At 44.0% G+C, this 19,306-nt stretch carries 18 protein-coding genes; 16 read left to right on the forward strand and 2 right to left on the reverse strand.

Going from position 1 to position 19,306, the window contains the following annotated elements; genetic code table 11:
* The first annotated feature begins 167 nt into the window (after positions 1 to 167).
* The 14 genes from ACFORK_RS09515 (at position 168) to ACFORK_RS09580 (ending at position 15,540) form a co-directional block, all read left to right on the forward strand.
* Entirely contained in the window at positions 168 to 1,499 is a 1,332-nt protein-coding gene (locus tag ACFORK_RS09515; RefSeq protein ID WP_379198034.1) for an MATE family efflux transporter, read from the forward strand.
* A 29-nt stretch (positions 1,500 to 1,528) separates the two neighbouring features.
* On the forward strand, positions 1,529 to 2,158 hold the full coding sequence (locus ACFORK_RS09520; RefSeq protein WP_379198037.1) for a sugar O-acetyltransferase: 630 nt from the start codon (positions 1,529 to 1,531) through the stop codon (positions 2,156 to 2,158).
* A gap of 26 nt (positions 2,159 to 2,184) precedes the next feature.
* Positions 2,185 to 2,799 carry a sugar O-acetyltransferase gene (locus tag ACFORK_RS09525; RefSeq protein ID WP_379198039.1) on the forward strand — a complete coding sequence of 205 codons (615 nt, stop codon included), beginning with the start codon at positions 2,185 to 2,187 and terminating at the stop codon, positions 2,797 to 2,799.
* A gap of 8 nt (positions 2,800 to 2,807) precedes the next feature.
* Complete coding sequence (locus ACFORK_RS09530; RefSeq protein ID WP_379198041.1) at positions 2,808 to 3,374, forward strand: sugar O-acetyltransferase; 567 nt, start codon at positions 2,808 to 2,810, stop codon at positions 3,372 to 3,374.
* A gap of 305 nt (positions 3,375 to 3,679) precedes the next feature.
* Entirely contained in the window at positions 3,680 to 4,534 is an 855-nt protein-coding gene (locus tag ACFORK_RS09535; protein WP_379198043.1) for an alpha/beta fold hydrolase, read from the forward strand.
* A 206-nt stretch (positions 4,535 to 4,740) separates the two neighbouring features.
* On the forward strand, positions 4,741 to 6,510 hold the full coding sequence (locus ACFORK_RS09540) for a cache domain-containing sensor histidine kinase (RefSeq protein ID WP_379198045.1): 1,770 nt from the start codon (positions 4,741 to 4,743) through the stop codon (positions 6,508 to 6,510).
* Entirely contained in the window at positions 6,511 to 7,335 is an 825-nt protein-coding gene (locus ACFORK_RS09545) for a response regulator (RefSeq protein WP_379198047.1), read from the forward strand. It begins immediately after the preceding gene.
* A 292-nt stretch (positions 7,336 to 7,627) separates the two neighbouring features.
* Positions 7,628 to 8,926, forward strand: coding sequence for an ABC transporter substrate-binding protein (locus ACFORK_RS09550; RefSeq protein ID WP_379198049.1), 1,299 nt, complete (start codon positions 7,628 to 7,630; stop codon positions 8,924 to 8,926).
* Between the two features lie 127 nt (positions 8,927 to 9,053).
* Positions 9,054 to 9,938, forward strand: coding sequence for a carbohydrate ABC transporter permease (locus ACFORK_RS09555; protein ID WP_379198051.1), 885 nt, complete (start codon positions 9,054 to 9,056; stop codon positions 9,936 to 9,938).
* A gap of 12 nt (positions 9,939 to 9,950) precedes the next feature.
* On the forward strand, positions 9,951 to 10,778 hold the full coding sequence (locus ACFORK_RS09560; RefSeq protein WP_379198053.1) for a carbohydrate ABC transporter permease: 828 nt from the start codon (positions 9,951 to 9,953) through the stop codon (positions 10,776 to 10,778).
* Positions 10,779 to 10,805: 27 nt separating this feature from the next.
* Positions 10,806 to 12,542, forward strand: a complete 1,737-nt coding sequence (locus ACFORK_RS09565; protein WP_379198055.1) for a bifunctional metallophosphatase/5'-nucleotidase — start codon at positions 10,806 to 10,808, stop codon at positions 12,540 to 12,542.
* Between the two features lie 143 nt (positions 12,543 to 12,685).
* A complete protein-coding gene (locus ACFORK_RS09570) occupies positions 12,686 to 13,513 on the forward strand; it encodes a MerR family transcriptional regulator (RefSeq protein ID WP_379198057.1) in 828 nt (275 codons plus the stop codon).
* A 62-nt stretch (positions 13,514 to 13,575) separates the two neighbouring features.
* Complete coding sequence (locus tag ACFORK_RS09575) at positions 13,576 to 14,262, forward strand: DUF554 domain-containing protein (protein ID WP_379198059.1); 687 nt, start codon at positions 13,576 to 13,578, stop codon at positions 14,260 to 14,262.
* A 132-nt stretch (positions 14,263 to 14,394) separates the two neighbouring features.
* Positions 14,395 to 15,540 (forward strand): ElyC/SanA/YdcF family protein, encoded by a 1,146-nt coding sequence (locus ACFORK_RS09580; protein ID WP_379198061.1) that lies wholly within the window; start codon positions 14,395 to 14,397, stop codon positions 15,538 to 15,540.
* 31 nt (positions 15,541 to 15,571) lie between these two features.
* Here the strand turns inward: ACFORK_RS09580 and ACFORK_RS09585 are convergent, their stop codons facing one another.
* The gene (locus ACFORK_RS09585; protein WP_379198063.1) at positions 15,572 to 16,414 is read right to left on the reverse strand and encodes a MerR family transcriptional regulator; all 843 of its coding nucleotides are present in this window, start codon (positions 16,412 to 16,414) and stop codon (positions 15,572 to 15,574) included.
* 21 nt (positions 16,415 to 16,435) lie between these two features.
* Positions 16,436 to 16,969: a GNAT family N-acetyltransferase gene (locus ACFORK_RS09590; RefSeq protein WP_379198065.1), complete on the reverse strand. Its 534-nt coding sequence runs from the start codon at positions 16,967 to 16,969 to the stop codon at positions 16,436 to 16,438.
* Between the two features lie 310 nt (positions 16,970 to 17,279).
* On the opposite strand from ACFORK_RS09590, the gene ACFORK_RS09595 reads away from it, so the two are divergent.
* Both ACFORK_RS09595 and ACFORK_RS09600 read left to right on the forward strand, forming a co-directional pair.
* Positions 17,280 to 17,699: an NPCBM/NEW2 domain-containing protein gene (locus ACFORK_RS09595; protein WP_379198580.1), complete on the forward strand. Its 420-nt coding sequence runs from the start codon at positions 17,280 to 17,282 to the stop codon at positions 17,697 to 17,699.
* A 371-nt stretch (positions 17,700 to 18,070) separates the two neighbouring features.
* Positions 18,071 to 18,985, forward strand: coding sequence for a phosphotransferase (locus ACFORK_RS09600; protein WP_379198067.1), 915 nt, complete (start codon positions 18,071 to 18,073; stop codon positions 18,983 to 18,985).
* Positions 18,986 to 19,306: the final 321 nt, after the last annotated feature.

A 19,306-nucleotide genomic window follows, 5' to 3' on the forward strand; every position in this document is an offset into this window, starting at 1 on the left:
TCCTCTAGTGATATACGATTTTGATAGAATTATATTCGATATTAATGGATAATGCCAATTTATTTAGTCTATATTGATATTGTGACAAGTACAGGAGAAGAAAGGGTTGTGAGGTGAAAAGAAATAATATTAATACTAGGGCGATAAATCCATCGTTTCACCGTGAGTTGTTAACACTAGTCATTCCCATTGCACTGCAAAACCTAATCTCGGCGATGGTCATTTCAGCGGATGTAGTCATGCTGGGGATGATTAGCCAATCTGCAATGTCAGCCGTATCGCTTGCAGGTCAGATTACGTTTATTTTGAGCTTGTTTTATATGGGGATATCAGCAGGAGCAGGAATCCTAACTGCACAGTATTGGGGGAAAAAGGATCTTCGAACCATTCAGCGTGTGCTGAGTATTGCATGCCTATTCTCGTTATGTATCTCTCTGCTTTTCTTCATGTTTTCCTTTTTGTATCCGGAGATGCTGATGAGTTTTTTTACAAGGGACAGCGAGTTAATTCAGTATGGAGCACATTTTTTGCGCTATAATTCGATTTCTTTTCTTGCAATGAGTATCTCTCAGATGTATCTCGGTGTGATTCGAAGTATGGAGAACGCGCGGCTTTCGGCTTGGATTAGCTCGATGTGCCTGATTTTGAATATAGGGCTTAATGCAATATGTATCTTTATACTCTATCCAGGGAACCCGATTAAGGCTATTCAAGCAGTTGCACTTGCCACGGTCATTGCGCGTTTTATTGAACTCGGATGTTGCTTGATTCATTCTGCTACAAGAGGTTCCATTGGCTTCAAATTTCAGAAATGGGATCATGTAGGACGTCATTTGTTCAAGGATTTCATGAAGTACACCTTACCGGTTCAAGGTAATTATCTGGTATGGGGCGGGGCGATCACGACAACCACAGCGATTATTGGTCATGTCAGTGCGGATATGGTGGCAGCGAATTCGGTCGCTTCTGTAGTGAAGAATTTGGCTATTGTACTGTGTGGGGGTATTGCCACCGGCGGAGCGGTGCTCGTCGGGAAATATCTTGGGAATGGGCAGTTGGATAAAGCGAAGCAAGCTGGCAGCAGAATGATTCTCTACGCGCTGATTTTCGGGGTCTTGGCTGGCTGTACGATTTTATTGTTGAAGCCGCTAGTTTTGAATGCCGTGAATTTAAGCGGAACCGCACAAGATATTTTAGGGCCAATGCTTTATATCTGTGCTTATTATTGCATTGCAAAATCCTTGAATGCTACAACCATTGCAGGGCTCTTCATCGCTGGCGGAGATTCCAAGTTTGGTTTTTGGTGCGATACGATTGTCATGTGGGGCATTATACTGCCGCTTAGCTACATGTGTGCTTTTGTCTGGCAGGTACCTCCCGTTATTTTATATGCCGTTATCAGCCTAGATGAAATCATTAAATTACCAGCGGCTTATTATCGGTATCGTCAATATAAATGGCTTAACAATATTACAAGGAACTTTGCGGAGAACGGATAACATCAGCAAATGCTAAAGGAGATTAAGTAATGAATATAAGAGAACGAATGGCTGCCTGCCAACTATTTACGGATCATGATAATAATTATCCAGAGGAAGCTGCTGAATTGGAACGAGCGCGTCAGCGCGGCAAGGTACTTTGTTATGAGATCAATCGTTTACATCCCGACGATATCGAAGGGCGTAAGACCTTAATGAAACAACTCTTTGGCAGAATGGGCAATAACGTGTGGATGGAACCTCCGATTCGTATGTCTTACGGCTCAAATACAACGGTGGGCAACAATGTGTACATGAACTTTAATTTAACAGTAGTTGATGATTATAAGGTGGATATTGGAAACGATGTTATGTTTGGCCCGAATGTTACGATCGCAGTCACCAGTCATCCTGTTCATCCTGTGAAGCGAAAAGAAGGTGCAATGTATGCTCTGCCCGTAGTGATTGAGGATGGAGCCTGGATCGGCAGCGGTGCAATTATTCTGCCTGGGGTAACGATTGGTAGAGGAAGTGTAATCGGAGCAGGAAGCGTCGTCACCAAAAGCATTCCCGCTAACGTTATTGCTGTAGGAAATCCATGCAAGGTACTCCGCGAGATTACAGAGCATGACAGAGAATATTATTACAAGGATATGCGTTTTGATGAGGTGGAGTGGTAAATGAAATTCGATAAGGAGATGAACGAATGAGTATTAGAGAAAAGCTTCACGATGGAAGTTTGTATTTGCCAGGGAATGATGAGCTGAGTAAAGAACAGACCCAGTGTCTAGAACGACTGTACGATTTTAATCAAACGCGTCCCTTAGAAAGTGACAAAAGAGTAGCACTGCTAAAGGAGATGTTCGCAGAGATTGGCGAGGGTTGCTATATCGAACCGCCTTTTCATGCGAACTGGGGTGGGAAGCATGTTCATTTTGGTAAAAACATTTATGCGAATTTCAATCTGACTTTAGTGGACGACACGCATATTTACGTAGGAGACTACACCATGTTCGGTCCTAATGTTACCGTAGCAACCGCAGGTCATCCCATTTTGCCAGAGCTACGCGAACAAGCGTATCAATTCAATTCTCCAGTATCCATTGGAAGAAACTGCTGGATCGGAGCAGGAGTAATTATACTTCCAGGGATTTCTATTGGTGACAATACAGTAATCGGTGCAGGCAGCGTAGTTACTAAGGACATTCCTTCTGATGTAATTGCAGTGGGGAATCCTTGTAAAGTTCTGCGTGAAATCAATGAGCATGATCATTTATATTACTTCAAGAATCGCAGAATCATCAGCGAAGACTTAGGATAGGGGACTATATGAGAACAGAAAAACAAAAAATGCTAGCTGGTGAGTTATATTTGGCGAGCGATTCTGAATTGGAACGTGAGCGAACCCATGCCAGAAGGATGACGAGATTATATAATCAATCAACGGAAGCAGATGTTGAATGGAGAGTACAATTACTTAAAGAATTATTAGGAACAACGGGGAAGAACGTATATATGGAGCCCAATATTCGCTTTGACTATGGATATAACATCCATGTAGGCGAGAACTTCTTTACCAACTTTGACTGCACGATTCTAGATGTCTGCGAAGTACGCATTGGCGATAACTGCATGTTCGGTCCAGGTGTTCATGTGTACACGGCTACCCACCCAATCGACCCTTATGAACGGATTAAGGGACCTGAGTTAGGACAACCGGTAACGATCGGGAATAATGTATGGGTAGGTGGAGGAGCTATTATTAATCCAGGAGTAAGCATCGGAAATAATGTTGTTATTGCTTCAGGGGCAGTGGTTACTAAGAGTGTACCAGATCAAGTGATTGTGGGCGGTAATCCAGCTAAAATTATTAGAACCATCGAGATAATGGAATAATACCTTTACATAAGCGCCATGCTTTCGAACGCGTTCTCAGAACGTCTACAAGAAAGCATGGCGCTTTTAATTATGATAATAATCTATATAGAACGAGAGAAAACTCACTATAAATATTAGGGACCGAAGTTTAGATTGAAATATTGCTAGATATATAAAATAGAGATGCCTGGCATCTTGTTTCTGCATTTTTCATGATAACAAGAATGATGTATCATCATAGAAGACACCTGGGTGTCTGCACATAATAAGGTGAATATCTGTTGAGCAGTTGGGGATAATCACTGGTAATAGGAGGTTATCATATGACGACTTATCATTCAGTAGAGATAGAAGGATTAAAGGTGTTTTATCGTAAAGCTGGTGATCCTGATAAACCGGTCATTGTATTGCTTCATGGCTTTCCGTCTGCTAGTCATATGTTCAGAGAACTAATCCCTGTGTTGGAGAACGATTATTATGTCATTGCTCCTGATTATCCGGGGTTCGGGAATACATCATCACCTGACAGAGAAGATTTTCAGTATACATTTGACCATATTACTGAAATTATGGAGTCCTTTATTGATAAACTAAAGCTGACTCAGTATGCGTTATATGTCTTTGATTATGGGGCTCCGATTGGTTTTCGTATAGCCATGCATCGTCCAGAGCGTGTAACAGCCATAATCAGCCAGAATGGGAATATCTATCGTGAAGGATTAGGAGAGAAGTGGGCAGCACGAGAAGAATATTGGAGTAATCCTACTCCTGAAAAAAGAGAAAGTTATCGAACTGCTTTTGCACCTGACACGATCAAGAACCAATATGTTCAGGGGACCCAAGACAAGAGGGTTTCTCCAGATGGTTATACTCTTGATATTGCGTATATGTCTCGACCGGGAAATGATGAAAAACAATTAGATTTAATTTTTGATTATCAAAGCAATGTAAGACTGTACTCGCAATTTCAAGATTATCTCCGAACACACCAGCCGCCCTTATTGGCAGTATGGGGTGAAAATGATGTTTCCTTTATTCCGGCCGGCGCCAAAGCATTTAAAAAAGATGTACCTAAAGCGGAGGTGCATTTATTGGATACAGGACACTTTGCCCTCGAAACACACGCGCTTGAAATCGGAGAACTAATGCTTCATTTTTTGAAAAGGAATGGAGTGTAAAATAGATCTGAGAACGCTCGGTCAATTAGGTCAGCCAGAATATTCTGGTTGGCCTTTTTAGGTAGAGCACTTTTCTCCTCCTCTTATGTTTAATACTGAGCAAATGTTTCACCTTTATATTTACATAAGCGAAACATCAGAACAACAATTACTTCTCTGGCTTTAAGGAGGTTACAGCCATTAAGATCCTCCGCTTCAGGCGGAGCTTGTCGCTTCGTCAAAAAATAAATATTACCAACATCCTGATTGTCTCCCTGGCACTGGTCTTCTTCACGGTCAACATCTACCGGGTTGTATTTAACCAGACGTTGGAGCGGACGGCTGCGGGTTCGCAGCAAGAGATCAACCTGATGGCGAAATCGCTGTCCACGGCACTCCTCTCGGTACAAAATTTCTCGAAACTAGCACTGATCAATCAGGCTACTCAGAACGTACTTAGTCAGAAGACGGGGACAAGCTCAGATGGAGCCGCATTGAAATCGATTTACAATACGCTGGCTGCCATGCTGGAGTCGGAACCGAACATCGACTCGGTCATTATAGAGTCCAATCAAGGCGAGCTATATTATACGTCGAACTTAACCAATGTTACGCTGCAAAGCCTCTCCGTGTATCCAAAGGAAGCCATCGATGCAGCAAGAGGCGGTGCAGTCTGGGTGGATACGTTCAGTCCATCTTTTCAATCGGGGTTGAAGAATAAGCGTATGATTAGCGTGAGCAGAGTCATCAAAAGTATGGAAAAAGGAACGCCGCTCGGCTATTTATATGTGAATATGGATGAGCGGATACTTGAGCAGTTATATCGTAATGATCAGAATGAGCAGAATTCTACATTAATTGTCAACCCGGACGGGATCATATTGTCCTCTACTCAGCAAGCACTGGTGAGCACATCGATTAAAGATTATTCTTTTGCCCATTGGGTCAATGGTACTGATGAAGGCAGTAAAATTTTTGAGGTGAAGGGACAGCGGTATCTAGTCTCCTTCCAGCAGCTTAAGCCCTATGGCTGGAAGGTTGTCCATCTGGTGCCGACCTCGACGTTGACGCAAGGCTTCTGGAAAATCACGCTGTTAATGATCGTTTTTGGTCTCATCAGCATCTTAACGGCAATCGGGCTGTCTACCGTCTTTTCACGTCTGCTCACCCGTCCGCTTAATCGCTTGAGCAAGGCCTTTGTCGAAGTGGGGGCTGGAAATCTCGATACGCGCGCGCCGGTTGAAACGAAGGATGAGTTCAGCCAGCTCGGCACGACTTTTAACGAAATGGTAGATCGGATTCAGCATTTGGTCCATCGCGTTGAAGATGAGGCCAACAAACAGCGGCTTCTGGAGCTTAGGTTGTTATATTCTCAGATCAAACCTCACTTTCTGTATAATACGCTGGAAACGATACGTTCAATGGCGGTCATGGCCAATGCCAAGGACATTAGCAAGATGCTAAAGGCCCTTGGTGACTTTTTCCGTATCTCGCTTAGCAACGGTCAGGAGCTTATTAGTGCCTTGCAAGAGGAGAAGCATTTGCAGAGTTATCTGTACATTCAGCAAATCCGCTTCAATCGTCTGCAGTACCGCATTCAGTTTGACCCTGATATCAGCGATTATCAAGTGCCAACAATGCTGCTGCAGCCGCTCGTCGAGAATGCCATCCAACATGGCATCAGGATGATGCCGGGTGGAGGAATGTGCGAAATCCTGGGCTATATAGAGCAGGATGGGGAGAATCGTAACCTTTGCTTTATTGTTCGCGACAACGGCATAGGGATGAGCGCTGAACAGCAGCGGCATATCTGGTCCAACAGCGGGGAAGGGGAACTGTACAGTTTTGGATTGAAAAATATTCAGGACCGGATCAGGCTCCGTTTCGGCAAGCCTTACGGCATTGAGATCTCCTCAGAACCCGGACAAGGGACAGAGGTGCTGGTCCGTTTGCCCATTATCCTAAAAGTCATTGAAGCCAAGGAGGTTGACCAATAGATGAATACTCCGCCGATTAGCCGCGTCCTCATCGTGGATGATGAGTATTATTTTAGACAGCTGCTGATGAATCTCATCGACTGGGAACGTCTTGGCTTCGAGGTGACTGCCGAGGCGGAAGATGGCGCAGCTGCCATCAAGATTATTGAGGAGCAAGAGATTGACCTTATTATTACGGATATCGAGATGCCGCAGATGAACGGTCTTGATTTTATAAAGGCGATACGTGGTATGCAGTCATCGGCGAAGCTGATGTTTATCACAAGCTATGATGTATTTGGGTACGCACAAAGGGCGATTTCACTCGGAGCAGACTACTATTTACTGAAACCTATTGATGAAGAAGCGCTTGAAACAGCACTGATGAAGATCCGGGCGGGACTGACTGAGAAATGGGAAGAGCTTCGTTATATTAACCGGTTAAAAAAAGAGGCGGGCTACACATCTCCCCAGGAGGAAGGGCAGCAGCCTGCCGGGGGGAAACAACTGATCAAGAATGCAATGGCTTTCGTAAAGGAACGGTATGCCGACGACAAGCTTTCGCTTCAGCACACCGCTGGCGCTCTATTCGTTAATCCCAGCTATTTAAGTCATGTCTTCAAGAAGGAAACCGGAGAATCTTTTGTGGAGTATGTAACGAATGTGAGGCTGAGTAAAGCAATGGAAATCTTACGGAAGGAAACCTCTGATGAGCCGCCAAAGGTTGCAACCGTAGCTTATCAGGTTGGCTATAACGATCCGTTCTACTTCAGCAAATGCTTTAAGAAGAAATTCGGCATCACTCCCAATAAAGTGAACAGCGGCTCCTATCCAGTGAGAACCTGATCATGTACTGGCAAAGTCCGGCATTCTTGCCGGGCTTTTTTAAATATAAGAATTTACACTGAAACGGATACCGTCCCCTAGAGGACGGCAAAATCATTTCTACTTGTATTAATTACAAGTAAACTTTCAGTGCTATATTTTTCTATACGTAAATTCTATGTTAACTACTATGACATAGCTAAAAATATTACAGGTGGAACAAAGATTTATCCATTCGAAGGCTGCTGAGGTGTTGATAAGATTGTACCTGTAATTCAAATCCGCTAACTTGTTGAAAGGTGGTCCAAGACAGATGATTGGTAAGAAGCTTGGCATGGTTGCAGCATCGGTTACATTAGTGAGTACGGTGCTTACGGCTTGTGGAGGAGCTGCAGAAGAGAAGGTAGATGGCACCCAGACAAAAGAGACACAGGAAGCAAACAGCGGCAAATCGCTAACCTTATGGACATTCGATACAGATCCTATTTTCCAGGCCTCTGCAGAAGCTACTGCATCCGAAATGGGTATTAAGCTGAACTACGAGTATATCCAGGATGAAACCTACAAAACCAAGCTGAGTGTAGCCCTTGCGGCGAACGAACTACCAGATGTCTTTGAACAGCATGCCGGATTATCATTCCGGACCCCTGTGTTGCAATTAAAGACGGCTGCACCGCTGAACGATGTGCTGGAATCCACCGGCCTTGGCTCGAAATTTCTGGACGATCGGCTGGTCAAAGAAGAGGATGGTAACATTTACTCCGTTCCAGCCAATATCAGCACTACGCTGGTGCTCTACTACAACAAAAAGCTGATCAATGAGCTTGGGGTTTCTGCTCCGGCCACATGGGATGACCTCCAGTCTGTTGTTAAAGCTGCGAACGATAAAGGCCTGATTCCGATTGCACTTGGCGGTAAGGAAAGATGGCAGGGAGATCTGCTCTATAACATGTTAGTATTGCGTGAGAATGCGGATGCATTTGATAATGCCATGAGCGGCCAAGGTAAGTTTACCGATGCACCGTTTGTTGAAGCAGCAAACAAGATTCGCACGCTGGTTGACACGAATGCTTTCCAAAAGGGATTCCTCGGCTCGGCCTATCTGGACGCACAGGAATTGTTCAAGAACAATAAAGCTGTAATGTGGGTTGACGGCAGCTTTAACTTCTCCTCTCTGACAGAAGCAATGGGTGATGATCTCGGGTACATTGTGTTTCCAAAGACAGGTACAGAAGATCCGTACAGTGCAACGATCGGCTTCCAGAATCCTAAAGCGCCATACTCCCTATTTGCTAACAACAGCTCAGAGAATGTAGAAGCAGCCAAGGAATTTGCCGTCCGGATGTCCCTGAAGCTCAACGATGAATTTCTTAAAAAAGGACTTCCTGGTTATGCAAAAAGTGATGTAAAACCGGAAATCCAGAACGAGCAGCTTTCCGCATATTCGGCGGATATCGGCAAAACGAAAAAAACACAGGCAATCTGGTTTGGTCTTGTACCAGCCGCTGTCGGCCAGGAATACCGCGATCTGACACAACAACTATTTGGATCTGTGTTAAACCCGGAACAATTTACGGCTCAACTCGAAACAACACTCCGCAAGACGGAGTAGGACCCGGTAACGTACAAGCTCCAAGAAGTTAAGGATTTTAAAAAAAAGAGAGTTACATTTTGGAGAAAAGCGGTGCAGTCGCTTCAGGCCGCATCGCTTTTTATTTAACCTGATAGGTGGATCATTCATGGAAAAGGCACTATCAAGCAAAAAGATGCTCGCTTTGTTCTTACTGCCCGGCCTGATACTATTTTTGACGTTTTATTTTGTACCAATATTAATTACGGCTTATTACAGTCTCCAGAAATGGGATGGCATCAACCCGATGACATTCATTGGAATTGATAACTATATTCAGATGTTCACGAAAGACACGAGCTTTTGGAAAGCGGTCTGGAACAGTCTGGCCTTTATCGCTGTCGGCGTGTTCATTCAGCTGCCACTCTCCTTTGGTCTAGCTCTCCTGGTGTCCAGGAAAGTAAAGGGGCATAAATGGTTCCGCAATATCTACTTCTTCCCTGTGGTGATGTCGACGACAATGGTGAGTTTGCTGTGGGTCAAAATTTATGATCCCAATATCGGTATGCTGAATGAATTACTGGAAGTCATCGGGCTGGGAGGCTGGACTCAAGCATGGCTCGGTGATACCGCGACTGCATTATTGTCCGTTCTCATCGTAACCACGTGGCATTATGTAGGCTACAATATGCTGATGCTTTTTGCAGGCATTCAAGGCATACCGGAGCAGTATTACGAAGCGGCGAAGCTGGACGGAGCTACAGGCTGGATCGCCGTGCGTCATATTACGCTACCGCTGATTGCCGACGTGATTCGGGTATGTGTTGTTCTGAATGTCATCTACGCACTCAAAACGTTCGAAAGTGTGTATGTAATGACCAACGGCGGACCGCTTCATTCTACGACCGTGGTTGCGCTGAAGATGTTCCAGGAAGCGTTCCTGAAGCAAAACTTCGGATACGGAAGCGCGCTGGCCGTATTTATGGTACTGGAATGCCTCGTCATTTCCTGGGTACTGAACAAGGTCATGACCCGGGAAAAAATCGAATATTAAGGAGGACCGATCATGTTCAAGACTACTAAAAAATTCAGTATTTACTTCTTAATGTCCATCATCGCTGTCCTCCAGTTGTTCCCGTTGTACTGGCTTATTGGAAGTGCATTTAAAGACAATTCGGAGATTATCGGCGGAGCGGTGTGGTCACTCCCGAAGGTATGGCGTTTTGACAATTTCACTGAGGCGTGGGTTAGCGCTAAAGTTAGCCAATACTTTTTTAACAGCGTATGGGTTACGGTCATTACACTATGCTGTGTGCTGCTGCTGGCAGCTATGATGGCGTATGCCCTGACTCGAATGAGATTCAAATGGAATAATCTTATTTTGTTTGTCCTGCTGATGGGCGTCATGGTACCGATTCACGCGACGCTCATCCCGCTCTTTATGATTCTGAAAAATCTCAATATTCTCAATTCAAGATTGTCGATCATTCTGCCGTACATCGCCGTCAATCTGCCGATCAGCGTATATATCCTGACTGCTTTTTTACGGAGTATGCCCAAGGAACTGGAGGAAGCTGCTTTTATGGACGGCTGTGGTGTCTTGAAGTCGTTCTTCCGGGTGGTGCTGCCGCTTCTCAAACCGCCGCTCGCTTCAGTTGCCATTTTCGTATTTCTGGCTGTATGGAACGAGCTTCTGATGGCTACCACCTTTGTTCAAAAGTCCAGTTTGCGGACATTGCCGCTCGGTCTGATGAGTTTCAGCGGGCAATACAGTATCAGTTGGGGACCGCTGGCAGCAGCTATGGTCATTTCAACAATTCCGATCATAATAGCGTACGTACTATTCAGCGATCAGATGGAGAAGAGCTTTACGGCAGGTGCGATATTGAAGTGAATGTCATAAGAATGGAGAACGAGAAACATGATGGTTGAAGCAGGCGGAACAGAAAATATAGTCAACATTGCGATCATTGCAACCTCCGATCTCCACGGCAACATTTGGGGATACCGTTACGAAGACAACACGGAGACGGCCAATGATGGAATGGCGAGAGTGGCGACATATGTCCAGGAGGTGAGGAAGAGCGGGTCAGAAGTCATTCTGATTGATAACGGTGATTTGTATCAGGGAAATATCCTGACCGATGATGTGTTTAACAAACAGCCGGATGTCGTTCATCCGGTGTCACAAGTACTTAATGCAATGAAGTATGACGCCATGACCTTGGGCAACCATGACTTTAACTTCGGACTGGACCTTGTCCACAAATGTATACGGGAGCTGGATTTCCCTGTCCTGGCAGCTAATGCATCATACATCAGCGGGGAGTCGTTCGCGGAGTCTTATACCATCGTGGAGGTACAAGGCATTAAGATTGCGATTGTCGGTCTGACGAATCCGAATGTGCCAAGATGGGACGGAGATAAGGTGAAGGAGCTGTGTTTCAGCCCAATGGATGAAACCGCACTCGAACTGGTCACATCGCTCAAAGCTGATGGATTAGCAGACATCGTCATTGTTAGTGCCCATGCTGGAATGGTCGCGGAGTTCGATGAAGAAGGCGGCTCCGATTCCGCAGAATGCATCGCCACACGAGTTCCGGGTACCGATGTCCTGGTGGTTGGGCATATGCACATTCCCGTTAAGGAGCGGATCGGCGATACGATCATTGGAGGTCCACGCAATCTGGGGCGTGAAGTTGTCCGATTCGATCTCACCGTTCAGCTGGACGGCAGAGGGCCAACAATCGTCGGACGCGAAGTCTCGCTTATTGATATGGGAGCTTACGCGCCAGATCCAGACATCCGGGCGCTCGTTCAGGGTGCACATGAAGAGACGATTACCTTCGTTGAGAATGGAGGAGGCGCTTCATCTGATATAGCCGGTGGAGGTATTCTGGGTCAGGCAACCGCCGATTTCCAGCCACAGGAAGAGATCAGAGGAATCTCGGAATGGAAGCTAAGGGATACCGCCATCGTCAAGCTGATCCAAAAAGCAATGCTACAGTATAGCGGCGCGGACGTAGTTGCGACAACTCTTTTTTCAGACAGGGCGGATCTTAAGCAGGGAGACATTACCTACGGGAATATATACAGCGTCTATCCTTTCGATAATCTGCTCTACGTTGTTACTGTAACCGGCAAAGAACTGAAAGCATACATGGAAGTCTCTGCGGCCCATTATAATCAATGGAAAGAAGGCGATCTATCAATCAGTTTTGATCCGGAGGTACCGGGCTATCTCTATGATCTCTTTGCTGGCATTAATTACGGAATTGATCTGTCTAAGCCTGCCGGTGAACGTATAGTTGATGTTATGTTCGAGGGTCGTCCACTCACGGATACGGAAGAGCTACAGCTGGCGGTCAACAATTACCGTTACAGCAGTTTGTTAAAGGCTTCTAAGCTGGTGAGCGCTAAGAAACATTGGGAATCGCCAGGCAGCATTCGTGATTACCTTGTGGAGTGCATTCGGGAACGTCAAAATATATCTCCCGAAATCGATAATAATTGGTCCATCGTAGGAATCGATCTAAGCAGCCCTTACCGGGAAGAAGTCATTAGACTCGTCAACGAAGGCAAGCTTGATCCGCCACATCATAAGTCCCTAAATGTTAATGAAATGCTGGAAGCCGGTTGGCTTCAGAGAATGGAATAATACCTATACATAAGCGCCATGCTTTCGAACGCGTTCTCAGAACGTCTATAAGAAAGCTGGCGCTTTTTTTGTGGTAACATAATAGAGGTGGCTATTTTACAATAAATAAGCAAGCAAAAGATATTTGAAAAGGCGGTATAGGCATGAAAGAGCTATTCACCATAGGTGAAGTATCAAAATTATTCCAGGTTAAAATCTCCACGCTTCGATATTACGATGAGATCGGGCTCTTGAAACCAGAATATATAGATAAGAACAATAATTATCGCTATTATTCAACCCAACATTTCGAAAGATTAAGTACGATCAAATATTTAAGAGCACTAGGCTTGCCAATCAGCGACCTTTTGGATTTCTTTGACTACCGTGATACGGATAAACTGATTGAGATGTTAGAAAGACAACAAACTGAAATTGCTAATAAAAAGAGAGAATTAGAACTGGTCGATCGAAAAATCAAACGCCGTCTGACTCAGATTCATGATGCGATAAATCATCCATTAGGAACCATTATGGAAGTGAAGCTGCCGAAACTTAAAGTGGCCCATCTAACCCATGATTATAGACCTGGTGATGATATTGAGTATCCTATTGCTGAATTAAGAAAAAATTTCAACATTGAAGAAAGTATATTTTTGGGTAAAATCGGGATTTCGGTTGCACTTCAGGATATTGGGGCAAATAAATTTGACCGCTACAACAGTATTTTTATGATTTTAGAGGAAGGCGATGAAATTCCAAAGGCTGCTGTTATTTTTCCCGCTCGTGAATATTTAAGAGTTCGATTCAGTGGGACACATATCAATGCTGCTCCATATTATGAAGAACTACTTAAGTATAGTGTGCAAATGGGTTATCATATCGTCGATGATTCCATCGAAATAACACTGATTGACTACGGAATCACTAACAGCGTGGATAAGTACGTTACAGAAATATTATTGCCTTTTAGTCGAAAAGAAATGTCTTGACCCTCTAGTTACTAGAGGGTTTATTTTTTTGGATATGCCTATTTTGAAAGGAGAAAGAGAGAATGTTGGGTACAGCCTTTAATGTACTAATGATTATTCTGGGTAGTATTATTGGAAGTGTTTTTAAAAAGGGGATCAAGAACGAGTACCAAGAAATGTTGATGAACGCAATGGGATTAGCCGCGTTAGCGCTTGGGGTAAATTCGATTGTACAGCATATGCCTTCTAGTAAATACCCGGTTCTATTTATTGTTAGTTTAGCCCTGGGGGTATTAATTGGGCAAAAGATCAACTTGGAAGAGAGATTTTCTACAGTTGTTAGTAGGTTTTCAAAAGGGAAACTGGCCGAGGGATTATCAACGGCTATTTTATTATTTTGTATGGGTTCACTTTCTATACTTGGCCCGATCGAAGCGGCTCTAAAAGGTGACATGACTTATTTATTTACGAATGGAATGTTGGATTTTATAACTTCTATCGTTTTAGCTTCAACATTTGGTATTGGTATAGCGCTATCTGCTCTAGTCTTATTCTGCTGGCAAGGTTCATTCTTTTTAATCGCGAAACTAGTAGAGAGTTCTTTAAATGCAGATCTGTTAAATGAGATATCTATCATTGGTGGTGTTTTAATATTATGTTCAGGGCTAAGTATTTTAGGGATTAAAAAAATGAAAACATTAAATATTTTGCCCGCATTAGCGATTCCTCCACTTATGTTTTTGATCATGTTTGTTTTTAATATAAAGTAAGCACGGATTCTACATTCCTTTACAACAGCTTTACCTTGTCCTCATGCTAAGCTAACAAATCAATGTTAATTTTATAAAGTTAGTAATCGCAACCCCATACCAACGGGGCAATACGAAAACCTGGAGGACAACATGAGAGACATCAAGAAGAAATTAGGTTTAGCTTTAGCAGTTACGATGACAACCGTTACCTTTGCAACGGCGTATGTGACAACGACAGCACCAGTAAGAGCTGCAGGCGCAGAGAATACCGCTGTACAACAGATTAGAAACGATGAGCCGACATACCAAAGAATTAATCAATATAAGGACCTGGCCATGTATTACTACTGGCATGGTGGCGATGTTCAACAGTCAGAGAAGGATATTTTCAAAGGGATTACGCTTAAAGGAAAGTATGACGTTGTTGAGAACGCCTTTAAGGAAGCAACACTGCTTGACCCGTTTGATTTGGATCTGAAATTCTCTCTAGCTTCCACATTAATCATTGAGAAGAAAGTTCCGGAGGCTTTGCAAACCTATAGACAGATTTTGAATTTAGCGCCTAACAATTTTAATGCAAACCTACTTTATGGCGTGTATTCGAAAGCCAATGGAGACGGAGCTGCCTACAAAGCTGCAATTTCCAAGCTGAAACAGATCGACGCTCAGAAAACAAATCAGTACCTGCAAAAGTTAGAGCGGACAGAGAAGGTATTTAATGAAAAGCTGATTACAACTGTTCCAACAAACGTACAGTCCAAGAATCATGCGATTGTAATTCTGGGATATGCACTTGCTGATGACGGCACGATGAAGGATACGTTGATTGAGCGTTTGAAATCCGGTCTCGCTGTAGCGAATAAATATCCGAATTCTAAAATTATTGTAACAGGCGGAGTTCCGAAGCAAGGTGTTACAGAAGCCGATGCTATGAGCCAGTGGTTGATCGCACAGGGCATTAATAAAGATCGGATTATTCTTGAAAATAAATCTACAGATACCGTTGAAAATGGTCTGTTCTCGACAGCTATTCTGGAAAAAGAAGGCCTGAAAGATGTGACGATCGTGACAAGCGCAAGCCACATTCGCAGAGCAATTGCGGTCTTCAAAGAAGCTGATAGTTTCTATAGCAAAATGAACGGTAAAGCAGCAAGCAGAAACTTCACCAACGCTGTGTATTTGGATTACAAATCGCTTGAAGAAGCACAAAAGGTGACCAGCGATGAGAAGCTCGTGATCTACCGTGACCTGCTTAGAACTTCTGGCATTTGGCAGTATCCTGGCTTGCAAAGATAATCCATTGATCAATTAGCGCAGGCGTGCGCATTCAAGGCACATTTGTGCAGTTCTGTTCAGTATTACCAATCCTCAATTGTATCTCAGTTAGAAATTGATCGGTAATGATCGTATCGCGATTGTCGATTTCATAAATTTCGAAAGGGTCTCCTAAGAGTTGGAGCCCTTTTTTGTTGGCATGCGCAACGACCTCAAGCATTTTCTCATAACTTTGGCGGTAACTGCCCCGATAATAGAATGACAAATAATCACCAGCTGGCAGGATGTAATCATAGTCAAGCTCTCCATCTTCGGCAGGATCAAAGATAAAAAAGACGGAGTTGAAAACATCCCTCATCCCATGGTTTAACTCCTCAAGCGACGCAGATGCACCGTACAATTGGTTGCCTAAATCCAGAATGTGTCTTTTATGCTTCTGATGCAGCTTCTTGATGGCATAATCCATTTCTTCGTCTCTTGTAATACGCGTATTGAGTTGTAGACACGGCCGGTCCGGGTACGTTTTGATGGAGAAGACCCCCGTTTGAATTTGTCGCGCGTCGGTCAGTACTTTGATTCTGCTTTGAATGATACGCTGCGTGGTTTCAAGCTTTGTCATCCGTTCTTTAATCAATTCCTGTTCAGTGTATAACAATTCAAGTGTATTCTCGACGCTTTGGTCATCCAAATACGTTTTGATCTGTTGCATCGTAAAATCTAGTTGACGCAGGTCACGGATAATATTCAATTTATAGATATCATGAAGGCTGTACAGACGATATCCGTTGTCGTCTCGCCGGGGGACCAACAAGCCAAGTTTTTCATAATAACGCAGGGCATCGACACCTATTCCATAGAGCTTCGAAATTTCATTGATTTTATAGTCGTTTTTCATCGTTTTCCTTCCTGTTTGCACTTAGCTATTCAAGGCGTTAACGTGTGCCAAAGACACGCCATACACATCCTTATACAGTAATTTTCTCACCATTTCAAATTGCGTTAGAGTCAAGCCTACCGGATAGCTCATGATCTGTAGTGGCAAGGATGGCTGTTTTACTCGCAGCGGCGGTTGAACATAAGGATAGTCTAACAAACAGAATCCCAGACGCTTGTAAAATCCGATCCTTCTCCGCTTCAGCTCATCATCGGGCAATTCGACTTCCAAGATGATTGGCATGTCGGACTGCTTCATGAAGCGTTCCATTAACCGCTTGCCTATGCCACCACCGCGAATGTTCGGAGAGACAGCCACATTCTCAACGTACCTGAACGTTTCGAACTCCCAACCTGCGAGAAAACCAATCACTTCGTTCTGCTCGTTCTCCTCGGTGATAAGGCGATAGCGAGGATCCGACAGCAGCTTCTTTTGTTCCAAATATTCTCGATACTCTGTTTCGGGAAAAGACTGCTTCATAATTTCAAATACTTGATCAAACCGTTCTTTAAGCATCAACTTAACCACCCTGATTCGTAGAATTCATATTTGATATGAATCACGATAAACCCTGGTACAGTACTAGAGTCAAGGGGGTGGGAGAAAAGGATGATGGAGACAGACACTTCTACTTACGATCTTAAATGTCAATTACATATTTAATGGGGTAGAGAAGCAGTCGCCTCAGTCGATCATCTATAACGGACAATTATACGTCTCGGCAAGCTCCTTTGCCAAAAACTCTGGACAGGATTTTTCTTATGATGGTAAGACCAAGACAGCATGGGTTGGAAAAAAAGAAGGGGCCTTTAAATATCTTTCAGATATTAATTATGCAAGAACAGATGTAAATAATGTGAAATTTCATTTCAACAAATGGGTAAGTGCGGGTGATAATATTTTAAACCCTTATACTGGGAAATTCACAATCGCAGATAATGAATACATTCATGGGATTGGTATAGAAAATGTATTTTATATGTCGAATAATGGTACTGGGTCAATCGAATACAATTTAAACGGTAAGTACAACAAACTTACTGGATTTGTAGGAATAGATGATCACTCGAAGAACAGTAAAAACCCTGGAGTATTAAAATTTATTGTGGATGGAGAAGAGAAATATACCTCTTCTGAAATGTTAGGTGGAGACTTGCCGAAAGAAGTTAATTTAAATATAACTGGGGCGTTAAAATTAAAAATAGAGTTTTCTACAACTGGCGAAGATTACCGTGCTGCACGATGATAGACTTTGTGGAAGCAAAACTATTCCAATAGTGGAGGGGATAACAATCATCACTAAACTTCCGTCCTAATATGACGTTGTTTGCTTTGCGCCTTTGCCTTACCAGAAACCAGGCTTTATTCGCGGTTCAACTTGTGAAAGAGAATAAAGTATTTTCTTAGTGCTTAAGTTAAGATGAGTCCCTGTTTAAGCACTACATGCTACCCGCGTACGTTCTTTAATAGGTGATTGGAAATGGAATATAATGAGGAGGACGTAGCCCAAGCGAAGGCGCGGGAGCGTTCTTTTTATTGAACTAACGGGCAGTTATGCGTAACTTCCAGGGAATGTAAACATCTAAATAACGTAAGGAACGAGGAGGCAGACAATTCATGGGAGGAACGAATGTATGGGATGCGGAGTGGGAGGTTAACGAAGAGCAGGCGCGGACGCTGATCGGCAGACAATTCCCTCAGCTGTCATCGAAGCAAGTGAAGCGATTGGGCTGGGGCTGGGACAATACGGTTTTTCTCATCGGTGACGAGTACGTATTCCGGTTTCCAAGAAGAACGATTGCAGTTGGCTCGATTCGTATGGAAGGGAAGCTGCTCCCGCAGCTGGAGGCATATATGACCATCCCCTATCCTAAACCGTTGTTTTATGGCGAAGCAAGTGACGAATACCCGGCACCATTTCTTGGCTATTCCTACGTGCCAGGAGATTTCCCAATCGGTTTGACGGAAGAACGCCGGGCTTTATCGGCAGAGACGCTGGCGAAATTTTTGCGGAGATTGCATGAGTTTCCGGTCCAGGCGGCGCTGAAGTGCGGAGTTCAGCAAGATCATCGAAACTTGACGGACATAGCATCGCGCAAAGTGAAATTGAAGGGCTTTCTATCGAAGCTGGTTGAACACTTGTCGCCGGAGGAGTCCGGTGTGATCGAAGCGTATATTAGCAGACTGCAAAAGGACCGTGTCGAGGTGGTGAATGCACTGCTACATGGCGATCTTCATTTCAAAAATATGCTTGTGAATGAGAACGGGATCGTTTCCGGCATCATTGATTGGGGCGATCTGAGCGTAGGCCATCCAGCTTGCGATTTGAGCGTTGCTTATAGCTTTTTACCACCTTACGCTCGCGGCGTGTTTTTCGAAACGTACGGAGGAGCGGACGAGGAAACGAAGCTGCTGGCGCGGCTGATCGCGGTATACATCCCCATACTAATCTTAATGCAAGCGGTCGACGACGGGAATGAAGCGATTGCGGCAGAGGCGAAATCCAACATCATGCGGGCACTGTCGGATTAGGCTCATTATTTCGTTGCGGCTATGGGGCTATGGCTATCGGCACCTTTTTGTCGTTTAGAGGCCGTGATAAGGTACGATCCGCCTTCTCTGACGCCGCTTTATGTTGAGGAACAAGAACAACGGCAGCCGACTAAAATCATCGGTTGCGGTTGTTTGGTTAGCGGGCAGATTTCGTCACTGTGACTTTTTTCATAACGTATATCTCCTGAGGCATAGGCCAAAAGATTGATTTACATAAGTTTACAGAAATCTATGTTCCTCCTAATTCTTTGGCGATAGGATAGTAGACGACAAGCAGGAGCTTAATTTTGGAAAGTCCTG

Source organism: Paenibacillus sp. GCM10012306, from assembly GCF_042649265.1.
In the GTDB taxonomy this organism is placed as follows: Bacteria; Bacillota; Bacilli; order Paenibacillales; family Paenibacillaceae; genus Paenibacillus_AQ.

Coding starts and splice junctions, on each gene's coding strand:
- ACFORK_RS09520 (WP_379198037.1), top strand. CDS start 1,529: ATGAATATAAGAGAACGAATGGCTGCCTGCCAACTATTTACGGATCAT.
- ACFORK_RS09525 (WP_379198039.1), top strand. CDS start 2,185: ATGAGTATTAGAGAAAAGCTTCACGATGGAAGTTTGTATTTGCCAGGG.
- ACFORK_RS09530 (WP_379198041.1), top strand. CDS start 2,808: ATGAGAACAGAAAAACAAAAAATGCTAGCTGGTGAGTTATATTTGGCG.
- ACFORK_RS09535 (WP_379198043.1), top strand. CDS start 3,680: ATGACGACTTATCATTCAGTAGAGATAGAAGGATTAAAGGTGTTTTAT.
- ACFORK_RS09545 (WP_379198047.1), top strand. CDS start 6,511: ATGAATACTCCGCCGATTAGCCGCGTCCTCATCGTGGATGATGAGTAT.
- ACFORK_RS09550 (WP_379198049.1), top strand. CDS start 7,628: ATGATTGGTAAGAAGCTTGGCATGGTTGCAGCATCGGTTACATTAGTG.
- ACFORK_RS09555 (WP_379198051.1), top strand. CDS start 9,054: ATGGAAAAGGCACTATCAAGCAAAAAGATGCTCGCTTTGTTCTTACTG.
- ACFORK_RS09560 (WP_379198053.1), top strand. CDS start 9,951: ATGTTCAAGACTACTAAAAAATTCAGTATTTACTTCTTAATGTCCATC.
- ACFORK_RS09565 (WP_379198055.1), top strand. CDS start 10,806: ATGATGGTTGAAGCAGGCGGAACAGAAAATATAGTCAACATTGCGATC.
- ACFORK_RS09570 (WP_379198057.1), top strand. CDS start 12,686: ATGAAAGAGCTATTCACCATAGGTGAAGTATCAAAATTATTCCAGGTT.
- ACFORK_RS09575 (WP_379198059.1), top strand. CDS start 13,576: ATGTTGGGTACAGCCTTTAATGTACTAATGATTATTCTGGGTAGTATT.
- ACFORK_RS09580 (WP_379198061.1), top strand. CDS start 14,395: ATGAGAGACATCAAGAAGAAATTAGGTTTAGCTTTAGCAGTTACGATG.
- ACFORK_RS09585 (WP_379198063.1), bottom strand. CDS start 16,414: ATGAAAAACGACTATAAAATCAATGAAATTTCGAAGCTCTATGGAATA.
- ACFORK_RS09590 (WP_379198065.1), bottom strand. CDS start 16,969: ATGCTTAAAGAACGGTTTGATCAAGTATTTGAAATTATGAAGCAGTCT.
- ACFORK_RS09600 (WP_379198067.1), top strand. CDS start 18,071: ATGGGAGGAACGAATGTATGGGATGCGGAGTGGGAGGTTAACGAAGAG.